This is a genomic window from Ruegeria sp. BI12 (assembly GCF_056537985.1).
On the sequence record NZ_JBQFSL010000004.1, the window covers coordinates 231,101 to 246,002 of the forward strand.

The window sequence follows — 14,902 nt, forward strand, 5'->3', positions numbered from 1 at the left end:
ACCGGACCAAAAACGAAACAAAATCGTTTTTGGTGAGTTCGATCGCCAATGCAGTGAAGTGGATGGTGGGTGATGAGAGACTCGAACTCCCGACATCTTCGGTGTAAACGAAGCGCTCTACCAACTGAGCTAATCACCCGTGACGCTGCATTTAGCCAAGCCTGCGCCCGGGTGCAAGAGGGTCCGGCAGAATTTCTTTCTCAGAGTTTGAATTGTTTGTGGCCGCCAAATCAATCCGGAGGGAAAATCGCTATGCTTTGTGATGTTGAGCCATTTCTATCGTGATCGGCATGTCGTTTTGCGTTCTGTCCAGTTGGTGATTGCAAAGGCGCTTGCGTGTTACCCGTCGCCTCAGATATCCCGAAAGTAACTGCAACTTTCCAGGCGGGAGAAAACCGATCCTGTCCCACGCGCGCCGAGTTCTGATCGCGGCCCTGGTTCTGGGTGCCTTGACGCTGGCTCCGCTTCGCGCGGGGGCCGAGGGGATTTTGGTGTTTGCGGCGGCCAGCCTCAAAACTGCGCTTGATGAGATAGCATCTGAGTTTGAGCAAGAAACCGGTCTAGGTGTGACAGTATCTTACGCTTCCTCGTCCGTTCTCGCGCGCCAGATTCAGTTGGGTGCCCCGGCCGACCTGTTCATTTCCGCCAATGTGGATTGGATGGATACGCTGCAGGATCAGGATCTTATTGACCCCGCTTCGCGCACTGACCTGCTTGGCAATGGGCTGGTTCTGGTCGTGGGGGGCGAGGGGGCTGACATCGCGGAAATGCAGCCCGAGAACGCTTTGGCCTCGGCGCTGGAAGACGGTTATTTGGCGATGGCATTGGTTGATGCCGTGCCAGCTGGAATCTATGGAAAAGCCGCATTGGAAAGTCTGGGGTTGTGGCAGGGGCTTCAGGGTCAGATCGCGCAGACAGATAACGTGCGCGCAGCCCTTGCATTGGTTGCCACGGGTGCGGTCCCGATGGGGATTGTCTACCGCTCCGATGCGCTGGTCGAGGGACGCGTTCGTGTCATCGCCGAGTTCTCCGCCGACCTGCACCCACCTATCATCTATCCGGCTGCTGTAACGGCAACTGGTGCAGAAAGCGCGCAGGTTTTTCTGAACTATCTGCAATCACAGCCCGCGCGGGTTGTTTTTGAAGAGCAGGGTTTTGCCCTGCCGAACGGATAACGGCATGGAGTGGTTGGGGCCTGCAGAGCTAGAGGCGCTAAAACTGTCGCTACGTGTGTCGTTTTGGGCAACGCTGTTGACATTGCCGTTGGGTATACTTGTTGCCTATGCGCTGGCCCGGTGGCGGTTTCCCGGCCGACAGGTTTTGAATGGGTTGGTGCATCTTCCCTTGATCCTGCCGCCAGTGGTGACGGGTTATCTGCTTCTTCTGACTTTTGGAATTCAGGGGCCGTTGGGCAAGCTGCTGGCAGAGTTCGGAATCGTCGTGGCCTTTCGCTGGACCGGTGCCGCCCTTGCAGCGGGTATTATGGCGTTTCCTCTGATGGTGCGTTCCATACGCCTGTCGATCGAAGCTGTGGACCCCAAACTGGAACAGGCCGGTGCCACATTGGGCGCATCACGCTTGTTTGTGTTTGCGACAGTGACCCTTCCGATGATTCTGCCTGGCGTTATCGCCGGGGCGATATTGGCCTTTGCCAAGGCGATGGGAGAATTCGGTGCGACGATAACCTTTGTGTCAAACATTCCTGGTCAGACACAAACCCTGCCGTCGGCTGTCTATGCCTTCCTGCAAGTTCCGGGCGGTGAGACAGCGGCAACCCGGCTGGTGGTGATCTCGATAGTGGTTGCCATGGGTGCATTGTTGTTGTCCGAGTTCATTGGGCGGCGTGTCGCTGCGCGGGTGGCCGGAACATGAACCTATCCGTTCGCCTCAAGCACGAACTACCCGACCTGAAGCTGGATCTGAGCTTTGATGCACCGGCCGGTGTGACGGTTCTGTTCGGGCGGTCCGGGTCTGGGAAAACGACCATCGTCAATGCTGTTGCCGGGCTGGTGAAGCCAATGGCAGGCCGCGTTGCCGTCGATGAGTGGGAGCTGTTTGACACCGCGCAGGGCCTCTGGTTGCCGCCTCACAAACGGCGGCTGGGGTATATCTTTCAGGAGGGACGGCTTTTTCCGCACCTCACCGTGCGCCAGAACCTGTTTTACGGAAAATGGTTCGCACCCAAGGGTGCGCGCAGCGAAGACCCGGGAAAAGTGATCGACATGCTGGGGATTGGTCACCTGTTGAACCGGCGTCCTTCCGGGCTGTCTGGTGGAGAAAAGCAGCGTGTTGCCATTGGCCGCGCACTCTTGGCAAGTCCCCGACTGATCCTGGCGGATGAGCCTTTGGCGGCGCTCGATGACGCGCGTAAGGCCGAGATTCTTCCCTATTTTGAACGGCTGCGGGATGAGGTTTCGGTGCCGATTTTGTACGTCACCCACTCGGCTGCCGAAGTTGCGCGTTTGGCGACTTCGGTCGTCGCGCTGCAAGACGGCAGGGTGCTGCGGCACGGCCCGGCCTCGGACGTATTGGCCGATCCATCGGTTGCACCGGCCGGTGTGCGGGCCGTTGGTGCCGTTCTTCAGGTCCGGGTCGTTAAACATCATTCAGATGGGCTGACCGAGTTGGATGCGGGCGGGGCGCCTCTGTTTTTGCCCCAAATCCCTCATAAAATCGCGGAAGAGCTTCGTATCCGCATCCCTGCACAAGAAATCATCTTATCCAGCAAGCGCCCCGAGGGGCTTTCGGCATTAAACGTTCTGGAAGGTACGGTCGATACGGTTCGCGCAGGCGAGGGGCCGGGGGCGATCGTATCCGTGAGGACTCCAGCCGGTTCCATTCTGGCGCGGGTCACCCGCCGTTCTGTCGAAGCGTTGGGGTTGGAACCTGGCAAACCCTGTTTTGCGGTCATCAAAACGGTCGCATTGGCTCCTCAGGACGTTGGTGGGCATCGGCGCGGGGACTAAGCCAGCGCACGGGCTTCGAATTCGCGCAGGATCAGTCGGGCCGCCCTGCCGAAACCCATCCCATCAGGGGTGGCAGTGTCGGGGAAGATGGCGGCGAGTTCCTGCAATGCGTCCGAGGACAGCGTGTATAGGGATTCCTCGCCTAGATAGAGACTTTCCGCCATTGCCCCTCGGCCGTCAATATTTCGTGGTTATCCAGCAGGATGTGAAAATACTCGACCGGGTCATCTGAAGTATCAATTGAAATACCGGGCCAGGAACAAAGGAGCTTGGCCGCAACTAGCGCTTCGTGTGCGCCGAACAATAGTTCGACCTTTGGCCCGCGGACAAGAATGCGGTGCTGCTGGGACACCAGCAGATCGCGTTCGGGCTGTCCTGTACCCAAGCTGCCCGCTTTGATCCGAACCGGTCGCATGGCGGGATTTTCCCGTAACCGTTCCGGCGACAAGGCGCTGCTTTCTACCCACCGGATCGGTTGCAGGCCGCGGTCCACGGTCATCACCTTGTCGCCAACTGTCAGGGTCTCGATCCTTTGGTCACCGCCTTCGGTCAGGATCAGTGTGCCTGCCGTAAAACAGACGCCTTCTATTGTAATGTCGACCCTGAGTGTATCGGTTACGGGGAAAATCCCCTCGTCTGGTACGGCAAGCAACCCTCGTACTCGAATGACGAAGAAATCATCCAAAAGTTCTCCGTCATCAAGGTCAGCAAAATCGTCAGGATCGACTGTGTAGACCCATTCCCCTGTGTCTTCATCTATTGTTACGTTGCCAAACTGAGGTGGCGTGGCGATCGTCCAAGTTGGATTTACTAAGAATGTATACGAAAGCACCGGGTCGGCCACCGGATTGTCCGTAACGGTGTTAGGCGGATTGCCTGTAACAAACGCTGTATCACTCCCAACAATTGAAACTATCTCAGGACTTCTCCTTACTTAGAGCCAGAGCGAATTCCTTTTTCCGATAGAGCTTCATGTGGACGTCACCTGCGCCGTCGCGTGTCCATTCCACAATGCGGTTCCGGGTCATATCACTGTCCATCCGGTTGGTGCGAACTCGTGAATGTGGAATGGACTTTTTCAAGCTATCAACGATTTGCTTGGTTTGGCCAAATGGAGCGACCAGGTCGACGATCCAACAGGACGAACCGCTTGTGTAATCCTTGTCCTTTAGGGGTTTCTCTTTAACCGCGTAGCTGTACTCAACCTAAGAGCTTAGGCCCGCGAATGTTACAAAGCCGCGTGGAAACCCATTTTGGCGAAATATGTTGTATCGTCCTAACCGGAGCGGTGTTTCAAAGGTGTAACGCACCTGACCAAGGGTTCGTTTTCGATGCGTTTCCGTCAAACCTGCCAGAAGAAACATCGCGCCGAAATCCGCGTACTTGTCGGCTGGGAAGTCAAACCAACCTTTTGGGAACGTGTTACTCAATACAAACCTCAACCAAGTACTCAGTTTGCCGGTTTTTTCACAGCAATCTTTACTCGATGCCTCGGTCCACTATGATCCTTGGAAAGTTCTGTTTCGAAACGGGAATTGTGGTTATGCGGATTGTGAAGATGGCCTTCGTGGCAATTGTTGCAGCGTCACCTGTAATTGCGCAGGGAATTGGGGTCAGGATCGGCAATTATCCGGGCTTTAAGACCACGGTCACACCCAAGGCCAATGGTGTTTATGAGGTCTCCGCCAGCGGGACCTCGGCTCCGGTCGCGTATTGGTGCGGCATAGGGGACTTTGCAATTCGCACACTCAGAACCAAAGCAACACAGCGCATCTATATTGTCCGCGCCTATGAGAAGGGCGTGCGTACGGTGCAGTTCTCACTCACCCCACCCGAAGGGGTCGATACCACGCCGGGCTACTCTATTACAGTAAAACGCGTGGGCGAGAACATGTCGGCGGGGTCCGCGCAGGGTTATTGCTGGGATAATTTTTTGGATTTTGGGTTCCGATAATTTATCAGGCCCATTTTGCCATTGGCGGAAGGCTCATCAGTACCGCATCCGGGTCATGGCCAGTTTCCAGCCCAAATTTTGTGCCCCGGTCGTAGACGAGGTTGTATTCGGCATAAAGGCCCCGATGCACCAGTTGGGTGTCCTTGTCCGGCTTATCAAAATCCTGCACACGGCGCTTTTCGACCAACGGCAGGAAAGCAGGCAAGAACGCGCGGCCGATGTCCTGTGTCAGCGCGAAATCCAAGGCCCAGTCTCCGGTGCAATAGTCATCCATAAATATCCCGCCTACGCCACGGGCGCGTTTCCGGTGGGGAATATAGAAATACTCATCGGCCCAGTCTTTCAGTCGGGGGTAGTGGCCGGGACCATGCGGATCCAGATGCGCCTTTTGGGTCGCATGAAAATGCGCTGTATCTTCGTCATATTCGATGCAGGGGTTCAGGTCCGATCCGCCGCCGAACCACCACGCGTGCGGGGTCCAGAACATGCGTGTGTTCATATGAACGGCCGGCACATGTGGGTTCTGCATATGCGCAACCAGCGAGATGCCCGAGGCCCAAAACCGCGGGTCTTCGATCATTCCCGGAATACCCTTGCGCGCCGCCATAGCCTGCTGTGCGCGAGCACCAAGCGTGCCGTACACAGTCGAGACATTGACGCCGACTTTTTCAAAAACCCGACCGCCACGCATCACGGACATCAACCCGCCGCCCGCATCGGTTCCGTCCTCGGACTGGCGTTTGGTTTCCTTGACCTCAAACCGGCCAGGTGTCGTGTCTGCAAACGGGCCAGTGTTGTGGCTGTCTTCAAGTGCCTCAAACGCGGCGACGATTTCGTCGCGCAATTGGCGGAACCACGCGGCGGCGGTTGATTTTTCGGTATCAAACATGAGGCTTAATGCGCTGGGGCTGCGACGGGGTCCAACAAGGTACGACCTCCGTCAATTGTCAGAATCTGCCCGGTAATGAACCCGGCCGCGTCCGAAGCCAGAAACTGTGCCGTCTCGGTCAGCTCGTTCGGGGCCGCGATCCGTGCGAGAGGCGTATGTTTCTCGATATCGTCGCGAAAACCCCGGTTTTCCTTGAGAGTGGACTGGAGCGAGGCGCTCATGACAGACCCCAACGCGATGGAATTAACGCGGATTCGTTTCGGGGCAAAGGCAACAGCCAACGAGCGTGTCATCTGGTCCAGCGCCGCTGTAGAAACAGAGTAGGCCATCAGATCGGGATGGGTGCGCCGCGCCGCGATCGAGGACAGGTTGATTATCGACCCGGCAGGGCCTTCGTCGTTGTCACCTGCTTGTTTTATCATACGCTTGGCAACCGCCTGACTAAGGCGTAGCGCGGGCATCAGGTTTTGATTAAGCAGGGTACGCACGGAATCGTCGTCCGTATCCAGCGGGTCGGATGGGATCACCTGCCGTGCGCCGTTGATCAGAATGTCAACCTGATCAAACGCATCCAGCGTGGCCGACAGCAGGTTTGCTATGGTAAGCTTTTCCCGCAGATCGCCCGCGAAAAATCGGATGTTGCTGTCATCTGCCTGCTCACCCAATTCTTCAGCCAACCGTTTTTCATCCATGTCGGCGAACATGACATTTGCTCCGGCATCAGCAAAGTGGCGCCCGATGGCCAATCCGACGCCACTGGCGCCGCCTGTGACGATGGCGGTCTTGCCGGCTATGGAAAAGGACATGCTTTGTCTCCTGATTTGCGGCGCAGGTTAGCCGGGATTATGCCCTAGGGCGAGAGGCGTGGAACACCTTGAACCGATTGTCGCCTGACACCTCGCGCACTTGTGCGAAGCTTTCGTCCAACGTGGCCTCGTACGGCAGGTGGCGATTGGCCACCATCCACAGATCGCCATTGCGGGTCAGGTTGCGGGCGGCGGATTTGATAAATCCTTGGCCCAGTTCGGGGTCGGCGGCGCGCGCTGTGTGGAACGGCGGATTCATGACCACGGTGTCCAACGGTTCCGGTGCGTTCCATGTGACGGCATCGGCCCAATGGAACTGTGCGCAGGTCTCGTCCAAATTTACACGGGCGCAGGTCAGGGCGATGTGATCGGCCTCGACCAGATGCAAAACACGGGGATTGGTCAGCTTAAGCACTTCAGCAGACAAGTAACCCCATCCCGCACCCAGATCGGCGATCCGGGAACCCAGTTTTTTGGGCAGAGCGCGCAACAGCAAGGCGGAGGCCGGGTCAATCCCATCCGCTGAAAACACGCCGGGCGCGGTGCGGAAGCCGTCGATCACTTGTTCTATGGGCGCGGCCCAGTCGGCGAACGCCTCTGGCGTTGAGCGGAACCACAAAATCTTTCCATGAGCTTTGGCGATGGGTCCCTGGACGTCGACGCGTTTGCGAATATCTTTCAGCAGGCTATCGACGCCGTCGGTTTTTGCGCCGTCGATGACAACCTGCCCGCTGGCCCGCTGACAGGCTTGATGCACCAAACTGCGCGCCAGTGCCTTGGCGCGGGGCAAGACCACGATGGCATCCTGACAGGGTGCGTCGGATTCTGGGACCGCCGTAAAGCCATGCTCGGCAAAATGGTCGTGAAACGGTTTGAATGGCTGAACAACCTGTGTCTCACGTGGCAGGGCGGATAGGTCGTTATCCAATGTCGGCCCAAGCACGCTTAGCGGTTGCGACAGCACAAGGCCGCTTTGCAGGGCAAGATCAAGGCGAGGGGACATCGGCAATTCCGGAAAAGTGGTCAGATGACCTTACTCTTCGCGTTCCATTGTGCATTGCAGGGGGTGTTGGTGCCTACGGGCAAAGTCCATGACCTGGCCCACTTTGGTTTCGGCGATTTCATGGCTGAAGACACCAACTACCGCGACGCCCTTTTTGTGAACGGTCAACATGATCTCGAACGCTTCGGCATGGGTCATGCCAAAGAAACGCTCAAGCACGTGCACCACAAACTCCATCGGTGTGTAGTCATCGTTCAGCAGCAGCACTTTGTACAGCGGTGGGCGCTTGGTCTTAGGGCGCGTCTGCACCAACAGCGACGGATCACCGTCGTCGTCCGGTTTGTCAGACATCATCCATTTGTGTCTAGTCATTCGCCCTTGTCCGATTCAGGCTTCGGTTTGTCTGGACGGTTATATAACGTGCAAGGGGCCAGAGAAAAGAGCCTGCAGGACGTAATCGAAATGGAAAAAGCGCTGACCACAATCGGGTTCGACGCCGACGACACACTTTGGCACAACGAGCGTTTTTTTCAGCTGACGCAGGCGCATTTCACAGAATTGCTGGCCGATCACGCCGATCGCGATCACCTGTTGGATCGCCTGCTTGCTGCGGAAAAGCGCAATATCCGGCATTACGGCTACGGAATCAAAGGTTTCACCCTGTCGATGATCGAAACTGCAATCGAAGTCACCGAGGACCGCGTCCCGGCATCTGTGATCCGTCAATTGGTCGAGGCCGGGCAGGACATGCTGGCTCACCCGATTGAGTTGTTGCCGCATGCGCGTGAGGCCATTGAGGCGGTGGCTGATACGCATCGGCTGATTCTGATCACCAAGGGCGATCTGATTGACCAGGAAAGGAAGTTGGCGCAATCGGGGTTAGGTGAGCTGTTCGACGAGGTCGAGATCGTGTCCGAAAAATCGGCTCAAACCTACCGTGAAATCTTTGCGCGACATGGTGACGGCTCCGATTCTGCAATGATGGTGGGCAATTCGATGCGATCCGATGTCGTCGCCCCAATCCAGGCCGGTTGTTGGGGTGTCTATGTGCCACATGGTTTGGTTTGGGAGATCGAAAAGGCCGAAACCCCGTCGGACAACGCGCGCTATTGCGAGCTGCGGGATTTAGGCGAACTTGCGGATCTGGTTCGGCGCCTGAGTTGATGTTGCCAATTGGCCTCAGTTTTCGAAAAACGGGGCGGGTTTGGCGTTAATGGGTTTAGGCTGCGTGGATATGGTGGGTCGCGTGGCATGAATGTCTACATGTAGTGTCCGTTCTGACCTTTAACGAAACAGCGATTTTGCACGCTTTCGGTTTATTTAATTGGGTCTCTGTGTTAGCCTTGTCAGTAATAAAATATAAATTGCGCTGACCGGGAAAACCCGGCGGCCTGAGGTAGACAGAGGCAAAGATCGTGCAGGTTCGGCGGACAGTTCCGGCCCGAATGGGCTTAATTCTCATAGCATTCTTGTGGCTGCTCTCCTTTGCGCCGTTGCAGGGATTTGCGGCACCATATGCGGCGATGGTCATTGACGCGCGGACAGGCGAGGTTCTGCATTCGCGCAATGCCGACACCCGATTGCATCCGGCTTCTCTGACTAAGATGATGACCCTCTACATCGCTTTCGAGGCGGTGCGGAACGGTGAAATCACCTTGGATACGCCCGTTAGAATTACAAAAAAGGCCTCTTCCGAGCCCCCCTCGAAGTTGGGCCTGCGTACCGGGCAAACGATTGCGTTCCGGTATCTGATCCGGGCGGCAGCGGTAAAGTCTGCCAATGACGCCGCCACGGCAATCGGGATCGCGATCAGCGGGTCTGAGGCCGCATTCGCCCGTCGCATGACGCGCACGGCCAAGGCCATGGGTATGAGCCGTACAACGTTCAAGAACGCACATGGCTTGACGGAATCAGGTCACTTGTCGACCGCGCGGGATATGACCACGCTGGGTCGCCATCTGCTTTATGATTATCCGCAGTATTACAACTTGTTCTCGCGCCAATCCACGCATGCCGGGATTAAGACGGTTCCCAACACGAACCGTCGCCTGTTGGCAGCTTACAAAGGTGCCGACGGGATCAAGACCGGATACACGCGGGCTGCCGGCTTTAACCTGGTTGCATCGGCCAAACGCAAAGACGAACGCATTATCGCAACTGTGTTTGGTGGCAAATCCGGCGCATCGCGGAATGCAAAAGTGGCAGAGTTGCTGGACATGGGATTCCGCCGTGCCCCCTCGCGTGCCCCGATCCGCAAGCCGGCCCGCCCCACCTATGCCGGGAACGCGGGATTGGGCGCAACCGTCGCGGCGCTGACCATTGCGCCAAAATCCAGTCTGCGCCCCGTTTTGCGCCCCGGACCGGGTGCCGCAGTTCAGGTTGCTGGCACCGTGGCTGAGACGGCTGCCAAAAACGGCACGCGTATAAAGGACGGAATCGCTGCGGCCATCGCGGCTGCCGACATCCAACCGTCTGGTGACAGTGACGCGACCCGCCCCGCTGCGCGCCCGGCTGATCTGGTTCTGGCCTCGACTGAACCGGCAGCGCAGCCCGAGCCTGAGCAAGAGATCGTAACCCGCCTGTCCACATCGGGTGGGCGACTATGGGGTGTGAACGTAGGCCGCTATACCACCCGATATGAGGCGGAAAAGATCTTGCTGAAAACGGCCCTGTCGGAAATGACCACTCTGGAAGGCACGCTGCGCAAGGTGAACCAAAGCTCGCGCGGCTTCGACGCAACGTTTCAGGGCATGACCCGGGAACAGGCCGATCTGGCCTGTCGCCGGTTGCAGGCCCGGAACGTCACTTGTTTCATGATCGGACCGTCATAAGGCTCGACATACTCTCCTGAATGGATCTGGGCTGCGAGGAAACTCGCAGCCTTTTTTTGTCAGTCAAAGACGTGGCCGTGTTCGTATTGTTCGTCCTGACCCGCCGCGGCAGTCAGGGCGGCCACGTTATCTTTAGTAAAGAACCCGTCGTAGTGGTGACAGCGTTCGATATATTCTGTGATCAACAGCGTGTATTTCGAGTGCTTTGAGAAGATCTGCTTTAGGTTCGGGTCATCTTTACACTCACCCACCACATGGGCCAGGAACGGCACGCCCTTGTCTTTTAGCGTGTTGACCACGAAGTCGACATTCTTTTCACCCGCGCCGTGGTCACCATCCTGAATCTCGACCGCCATGTGGTGCAAACGGCGGCCAAAATTTCGCACGAAATCTTCGGTCGGCATCGGTAATTGTTCAAAAGAATTGACGAAAGATGGCGTGTTGTTCGCGGTGAAGACCTTGGCCGGGGACTTCTTATCATCGTCGACATTCGCGTTTCGGTTCACGTTGGTCGACGAATTCATGTCGAAGATGTTGTACGCGCCCCAAAAGTAATAAGGCACCATGGTCAGAAATTCGAGGATCGCGTCCTCACGCTCACCAGCCAGAATGCGTGTTGCAAGGTGATCGATCCCCAGCATCAATGGCGCGATTTTGCTGTCAGCCCCGAATGCGGCTGCCTGATCTAGGCGAGCCTGTTCGTCATTGCTCAGCAAAACGCGGTCACCTAAGCCAAGGCTGTCGGTGTCGTTGAAATCTAGGGATGAATAGCCAACCCTGTTACATGTGAAATCAGACGGGGACGTAAATCTGAATCCGTCCAGAGTGTAGAACGGGTTTTCAGTGTCGCCCTTGTACTCAAATCTGATGTTCTGATTTTCAAGTGTTTTGGTCAGGGTGTTGAGGTCCGTGGCACCAAACACTTCTCCGACATAACGGGTCTGGGGGGTATTGCGGGCCAGCGGGTACATACGGTTGATGCGTGGGATAAAGTCTTCGAAGGTCGCGCTCAGCGGAGCCATGACGATCATCGCCGGATAATCGGAGTGCGAATGCAGCACCGCAAATTTGTGCGTCTGGCCTAGATAGCTGGCCGTATGCCGGTAAGGTGTCATGACATAGAGTTCGATCAGCGTGTCGAACACAGCGTCCGGTTCAACCTGAATGACGATCGCGCGCATCGCCCCAACCTGGTCGGCTACGCCCGAGCTTTGACGGCGTTCGTAGATCATCGGCAGGTATTGGTGAAAGAACTCTGAATTCTTTTTGTCGCCGCGCGGTTCATAATTCATCAGATCGAAAGACATTGGCCAGCCTCCTTGCCCATACCGGTCCAGCATGGCGTTGCTTGGAATTGTGGTATTCAGAACATGCACTTGCTGGTCATGCTAGGGTCTGAATTCCGTGCAGGCAACAGTCAGAGGATAGATCGTCAGGTTTAAGGCCTTCTTTCTACCGCATGAATTTTGTTACCGAGACCCCGCCCTCGATCAGACAATCCCGAACCGAACGGGCAATCTGGACAGCAGTGGGGCCATCACCATGTAGGCATATCGTATCGATCGACGTTTCCAGTCGCGATCCGCTTTCGGTGATGATGGCGCCCTCGCGCACCATATTCAGTATGCGCGGGCCGGCAATTTCGGGATCGTGAATAACTGCTCCTGGCAAACTGCGGTCAACGAGGGTTCCATCGTCGTTATAGGCCCTGTCCGCAAAGATCTCTCCGACCCATTTGCAAGCTAGCTCGCGCACGGCCTCTTCCTGTTTGGTGACGGCCAGTACCATGATGATGATGTCGGGGTCGACGTCGAGCGCGCCCTGATAACAAGCCCGCGCCATGTCGATATCGACCGAGCACATGTTGGCCAGCGCCCCGTGCAGCTTCAGATGCCTCACTTCGGTGCCAACGGCCTTGGCCATTCCGATCGCAGCCCCCAACTGAAACCGCACCAAATTGCGAAGGCTGTTGTTAGGCACTTTCATATTACGCCGGCCAAAACCCTGCAGGTCAGGAAAACCGGGATGCGCGCCGATTCCGACATCGTTTTCGGCGGCTAATGTCATCGTCTTGGCCATCACATCCGGGTCGCCGGCATGAAAGCCGCAAGCGATATTGGCAGACGTGATGATCTTAAGCAGACTTTCGTCATCGCCCATCTTCCAGGGGCCAAAGCTTTCGCCCATATCGGCATTCAGATCGACGCTTGGCATTATTCGTACTCCCTAGTCGGTGGCAGAGATCATTCCGCCGATCAATTGGTAGGATAAGAGGTCCGGGATGTCATGCGGGTCACGGACCAGAGGCTCGACCCGTGCCGCCAGGCGGACGAGTTCGGCTTTGTAGGCAGATTGCAGGATTGCTGCTTCGTCCATTGAAACGAATTCAAACCTGATCTTGCCGCCCGCCGGAGTTTGCGCCGCGCGCGGCAGATCACAGGGCAGGACAGTGGCTATCCGGGGATACCCGCCCGTTGTTTGACACTCAGGCAGCAGAATAAACGGGTTTCCGGTTCCGGTCATTTGTATGTCGCCGGGGGTTATGACCTCGGACAGGATATTGAGCTGACCTTGGGCCGCGAAACCCTCACCCTCGCTATCCAATTGCATCCCCATACGGTTGGCCCGGCTACCGCGCCGAAATTCAGTCTGGGCAAATCGGTCCAGCGTTTCTTGATCGAATAGGGGTGTCTGAAAGCTGGCGATCACCCGCAGAACGCCACCCGAGAAACGGTCATCCGGGGTAAGCCTCATGCCCCTGATGGGCGGCCCGCTATTTGAAGGCAGAGTGTCTCCGGCTTGGACGGTTCTCCCAATCTTGGCCGTCAGGTGCGCTGAGCGTGATCCAAGAAAGGACTTGGACGCGACCCCTCCGCTGACATGCAGGTAGCCATAAGTCCCGCGCGTCACCGCACCAATCACCAGCCGTTGCCCGGCTTCCATCTGGTGCGATGCATTCCAGACCACCGGTGCGCCGTCAATACTGGCCTGCATTGGCGCGCCGGTTAGTGCGATGCCAAGAGGTTGCGCCGCTTCGAACTCTCCACCCATTCCAGCCATTTCCAAAGCTGCAAGCTGAGGGCTTTGGCCAAGCAACACCGCGCCTTCGTGCAACGCCCGCAGATCTGCTGCGCCAGATCGGGATAGTCCCTGATCCAAATACCCGACGCGTCCCTGGTCTTGAATGGTGCAGGCAGGACCAATGCGGTGCACAAACAAACTCATCCCGCGATCTCCTCGCAGGTGGCCCCGCCCATGCCGTCCGAATTGGTGGCGCGGATGGCCTCCAGTTCATCGCGCGAAATCGGCAAAAACTGCATTTCATCCCCTGGCTTCAACGCAAAGCTTTGCGGCCCGTCGGGGCGGAAGCAGCGAAATGCCGTTTGACCGATGTGCCGCCAACCGGTCGGGGTCGGGCCCGAGAACAAAACGAATTGGGAAATCGCCAACACTAATGCTCCTTCTGGGACCATCGGCGTCAATTCCTTCAGGCGTGGAATGTTGAACTCTGGCCCCAGCGGTCCGAGATAGGGCTGCCCGGGTGCAAAGCCGATCGTCAACACGCGAACCTTAGTGTCGCTCAGTCGCCTGATTGCTTCTACGGGATCCAGGCCCGCCGCCGCTGCCGCCTCGTCCAGTTGAGGCGCAAGTTCGCCTCCATAAACCGTCGGAACCCGCCACAGTCTGCGGCCGGTAGGCAACGGTGCTTCCAGCCAATTCTGCTGCGCAAGTAGATGCTGAACTTTGTCTTGGATCTCAGCACGGGGCAATTTGTCGGGATCAAACCTCAGGTAGGTCGATGCAAGTGACGCGGATGTTTCGATAACTCCGTCCCAGGTTGCCGTGTCCACTGCGTTCCTTAAGGCCAGTGCTGCCCGGTTCGAGGGCTCCGCCATGGCATCGGCAAAGGAAACAAGAAGGCCGTCATAGCCTACAGTGCTTATGCGTGGGAACGTGTCGGCAGTATTGGCAGTCATTTCGCGGCTAACCCGGGCATCTTCTAGGGGCGACCACACATTATCATGCGGCAATGCGCAAGCCCGGCGTGGGTTGAGGCGTAAGGATTCTATGCCTGATGTTCGTTCCAACTCAATTTTTTGGCCAATTCCGACTCATTGAATCGCGACCGACTCGTTTGAGTCTTGTGGTCCGATGGGGCGACCTGACTATATATAGGGGTGCGCTTTTCATTGAAGCTGGCAGGCGTAACAATGACGCGTAGTCAAACTTGTAGTGCGGTCGTTTAAGGAAGTGTTTGCTGTCTGGTAACAATTTGATAAAAAACAATTAAATAGAGAAAATGAAAAAAATCGCCAAAGACGTCATTTTCCGCTTGCGGACTTATGCGGTTATACTTAGAACCCCCTTCACCGGCGCTGCTGAGGCGCTTGGGACGCTGCGGAAGCGGCGGAGACGCTCAGGATAGACTGGGGCATCTTAGGGAATGAGTTAG

Annotated in this window: 16 protein-coding genes, 1 tRNA gene and 1 pseudogene; 6 read left to right on the plus strand and 12 right to left on the minus strand. The window is 56.8% G+C overall.

All coding sequences use genetic code 11. The features are described 5' to 3' along the window. Positions 1-63 precede the first annotated feature (63 nt). Positions 64-139 (minus strand) — tRNA-Val (locus ACR0AK_RS22430). A 262-nt stretch (positions 140-401) separates the two neighbouring features. Between ACR0AK_RS22430 and modA the strand changes: the two genes are divergently transcribed. From modA to modC, 3 genes are read left to right on the plus strand one after another with little or no spacing between them, the layout of a single operon-like run. Beyond that, a complete protein-coding gene (gene modA / locus ACR0AK_RS22435) occupies positions 402-1,175 on the plus strand; it encodes a molybdate ABC transporter substrate-binding protein (RefSeq protein WP_480795065.1) in 774 nt (257 codons plus the stop codon). A gap of 4 nt (positions 1,176-1,179) precedes the next feature. Next, positions 1,180-1,872 carry a molybdate ABC transporter permease subunit gene (gene modB, locus ACR0AK_RS22440; protein WP_480795048.1) on the plus strand — a complete coding sequence of 231 codons (693 nt, stop codon included), beginning with the start codon at positions 1,180-1,182 and terminating at the stop codon, positions 1,870-1,872. Further along, positions 1,869-2,966, plus strand: coding sequence for a molybdenum ABC transporter ATP-binding protein (gene modC, locus ACR0AK_RS22445; protein WP_480795049.1), 1,098 nt, complete (start codon positions 1,869-1,871; stop codon positions 2,964-2,966). Before modB ends, modC begins: the two co-directional genes overlap by 4 nt. Here modC and ACR0AK_RS22450 read toward each other — a convergent pair. From ACR0AK_RS22450 to ACR0AK_RS22460, 3 genes and pseudogenes are all read right to left on the minus strand, one after another. After that, positions 2,963-3,130 (minus strand): hypothetical protein, encoded by a 168-nt coding sequence (locus ACR0AK_RS22450; protein ID WP_480795050.1) that lies wholly within the window; start codon positions 3,128-3,130, stop codon positions 2,963-2,965. The two genes, modC and ACR0AK_RS22450, sit on opposite strands and share 4 nt — an antisense overlap. After that, complete coding sequence (locus ACR0AK_RS22455; protein WP_480795051.1) at positions 3,109-3,810, minus strand: Hint domain-containing protein; 702 nt, start codon at positions 3,808-3,810, stop codon at positions 3,109-3,111. Before ACR0AK_RS22455 ends, ACR0AK_RS22450 begins: the two co-directional genes overlap by 22 nt. A 73-nt stretch (positions 3,811-3,883) precedes the next feature. Next, positions 3,884-4,150 (minus strand): annotated as a pseudogene (locus tag ACR0AK_RS22460) (toxin-activating lysine-acyltransferase); the annotation flags it as partial. Positions 4,151-4,452: 302 nt separating this feature from the next. Here ACR0AK_RS22460 and ACR0AK_RS22465 point away from each other — a divergent pair. Next, the gene (locus ACR0AK_RS22465) at positions 4,453-4,920 is read left to right on the plus strand and encodes a hypothetical protein (protein ID WP_480795052.1); all 468 of its coding nucleotides are present in this window, start codon (positions 4,453-4,455) and stop codon (positions 4,918-4,920) included. A 4-nt stretch (positions 4,921-4,924) separates the two neighbouring features. On the opposite strand, the gene hemF is transcribed toward ACR0AK_RS22465, so the two are convergent. The 4 genes from hemF to clpS are packed head-to-tail and all read right to left on the minus strand — an operon-like array spanning position 4,925 to position 7,990. After that, a complete protein-coding gene (gene hemF / locus ACR0AK_RS22470; protein WP_480795053.1) occupies positions 4,925-5,809 on the minus strand; it encodes an oxygen-dependent coproporphyrinogen oxidase in 885 nt (294 codons plus the stop codon). A 5-nt stretch (positions 5,810-5,814) separates the two neighbouring features. After that, positions 5,815-6,615, minus strand: coding sequence for an SDR family NAD(P)-dependent oxidoreductase (locus ACR0AK_RS22475; RefSeq protein WP_480795054.1), 801 nt, complete (start codon positions 6,613-6,615; stop codon positions 5,815-5,817). Positions 6,616-6,652: 37 nt separating this feature from the next. After that, positions 6,653-7,618, minus strand: coding sequence for a class I SAM-dependent methyltransferase (locus ACR0AK_RS22480; protein WP_480795055.1), 966 nt, complete (start codon positions 7,616-7,618; stop codon positions 6,653-6,655). Positions 7,619-7,648: 30 nt separating this feature from the next. Beyond that, positions 7,649-7,990 (minus strand): ATP-dependent Clp protease adapter ClpS, encoded by a 342-nt coding sequence (gene clpS, locus ACR0AK_RS22485; protein WP_480795056.1) that lies wholly within the window; start codon positions 7,988-7,990, stop codon positions 7,649-7,651. Between the two features lie 90 nt (positions 7,991-8,080). Here clpS and ACR0AK_RS22490 point away from each other — a divergent pair, with 90 nt between their 5' ends. Both ACR0AK_RS22490 and ACR0AK_RS22495 read left to right on the plus strand, forming a co-directional pair. Next, the gene (locus ACR0AK_RS22490; RefSeq protein ID WP_480795057.1) at positions 8,081-8,782 is read left to right on the plus strand and encodes an HAD family hydrolase; all 702 of its coding nucleotides are present in this window, start codon (positions 8,081-8,083) and stop codon (positions 8,780-8,782) included. 281 nt (positions 8,783-9,063) lie between these two features. Continuing rightward, positions 9,064-10,449, plus strand: coding sequence for a D-alanyl-D-alanine carboxypeptidase family protein (locus ACR0AK_RS22495; RefSeq protein ID WP_480795058.1), 1,386 nt, complete (start codon positions 9,064-9,066; stop codon positions 10,447-10,449). Between the two features lie 59 nt (positions 10,450-10,508). Here ACR0AK_RS22495 and ACR0AK_RS22500 read toward each other — a convergent pair whose 3' ends face one another. The 4 genes from ACR0AK_RS22500 to ACR0AK_RS22515 form a co-directional block, all read right to left on the minus strand. After that, the gene (locus tag ACR0AK_RS22500; RefSeq protein ID WP_480795059.1) at positions 10,509-11,756 is read right to left on the minus strand and encodes a hypothetical protein; all 1,248 of its coding nucleotides are present in this window, start codon (positions 11,754-11,756) and stop codon (positions 10,509-10,511) included. Between the two features lie 145 nt (positions 11,757-11,901). Beyond that, positions 11,902-12,663 (minus strand): LamB/YcsF family protein, encoded by a 762-nt coding sequence (locus ACR0AK_RS22505; protein ID WP_480795060.1) that lies wholly within the window; start codon positions 12,661-12,663, stop codon positions 11,902-11,904. 12 nt (positions 12,664-12,675) lie between these two features. Next, positions 12,676-13,674, minus strand: a complete 999-nt coding sequence (locus tag ACR0AK_RS22510; RefSeq protein ID WP_480795061.1) for a 5-oxoprolinase subunit C family protein — start codon at positions 13,672-13,674, stop codon at positions 12,676-12,678. Continuing rightward, positions 13,671-14,426, minus strand: coding sequence for a 5-oxoprolinase subunit B family protein (locus ACR0AK_RS22515; RefSeq protein WP_480795062.1), 756 nt, complete (start codon positions 14,424-14,426; stop codon positions 13,671-13,673). The genes ACR0AK_RS22510 and ACR0AK_RS22515 overlap by 4 nt, the downstream gene beginning before the upstream one ends. Positions 14,427-14,902 lie beyond the last annotated feature (476 nt).

Bases quoted from the DNA above. Each gene is read 5' to 3' on its own strand.
- modB (WP_480795048.1), top strand. From the start codon at position 1,180: ATGGAGTGGTTGGGGCCTGCAGAGCTAGAGGCGCTAAAACTGTCGCTA.
- modC (WP_480795049.1), top strand. From the start codon at position 1,869: ATGAACCTATCCGTTCGCCTCAAGCACGAACTACCCGACCTGAAGCTG.
- ACR0AK_RS22450 (WP_480795050.1), bottom strand. From the start codon at position 3,130: ATGGCGGAAAGTCTCTATCTAGGCGAGGAATCCCTATACACGCTGTCC.
- ACR0AK_RS22465 (WP_480795052.1), top strand. From the start codon at position 4,453: ATGCCTCGGTCCACTATGATCCTTGGAAAGTTCTGTTTCGAAACGGGA.
- hemF (WP_480795053.1), bottom strand. From the start codon at position 5,809: ATGTTTGATACCGAAAAATCAACCGCCGCCGCGTGGTTCCGCCAATTG.
- ACR0AK_RS22475 (WP_480795054.1), bottom strand. From the start codon at position 6,615: ATGTCCTTTTCCATAGCCGGCAAGACCGCCATCGTCACAGGCGGCGCC.
- ACR0AK_RS22480 (WP_480795055.1), bottom strand. From the start codon at position 7,618: ATGTCCCCTCGCCTTGATCTTGCCCTGCAAAGCGGCCTTGTGCTGTCG.
- clpS (WP_480795056.1), bottom strand. From the start codon at position 7,990: ATGACTAGACACAAATGGATGATGTCTGACAAACCGGACGACGACGGT.
- ACR0AK_RS22490 (WP_480795057.1), top strand. From the start codon at position 8,081: ATGGAAAAAGCGCTGACCACAATCGGGTTCGACGCCGACGACACACTT.
- ACR0AK_RS22495 (WP_480795058.1), top strand. From the start codon at position 9,064: ATGGGCTTAATTCTCATAGCATTCTTGTGGCTGCTCTCCTTTGCGCCG.
- ACR0AK_RS22500 (WP_480795059.1), bottom strand. From the start codon at position 11,756: ATGTCTTTCGATCTGATGAATTATGAACCGCGCGGCGACAAAAAGAAT.
- ACR0AK_RS22505 (WP_480795060.1), bottom strand. From the start codon at position 12,663: ATGCCAAGCGTCGATCTGAATGCCGATATGGGCGAAAGCTTTGGCCCC.
- ACR0AK_RS22510 (WP_480795061.1), bottom strand. From the start codon at position 13,674: ATGAGTTTGTTTGTGCACCGCATTGGTCCTGCCTGCACCATTCAAGAC.
- ACR0AK_RS22515 (WP_480795062.1), bottom strand. From the start codon at position 14,426: ATGACTGCCAATACTGCCGACACGTTCCCACGCATAAGCACTGTAGGC.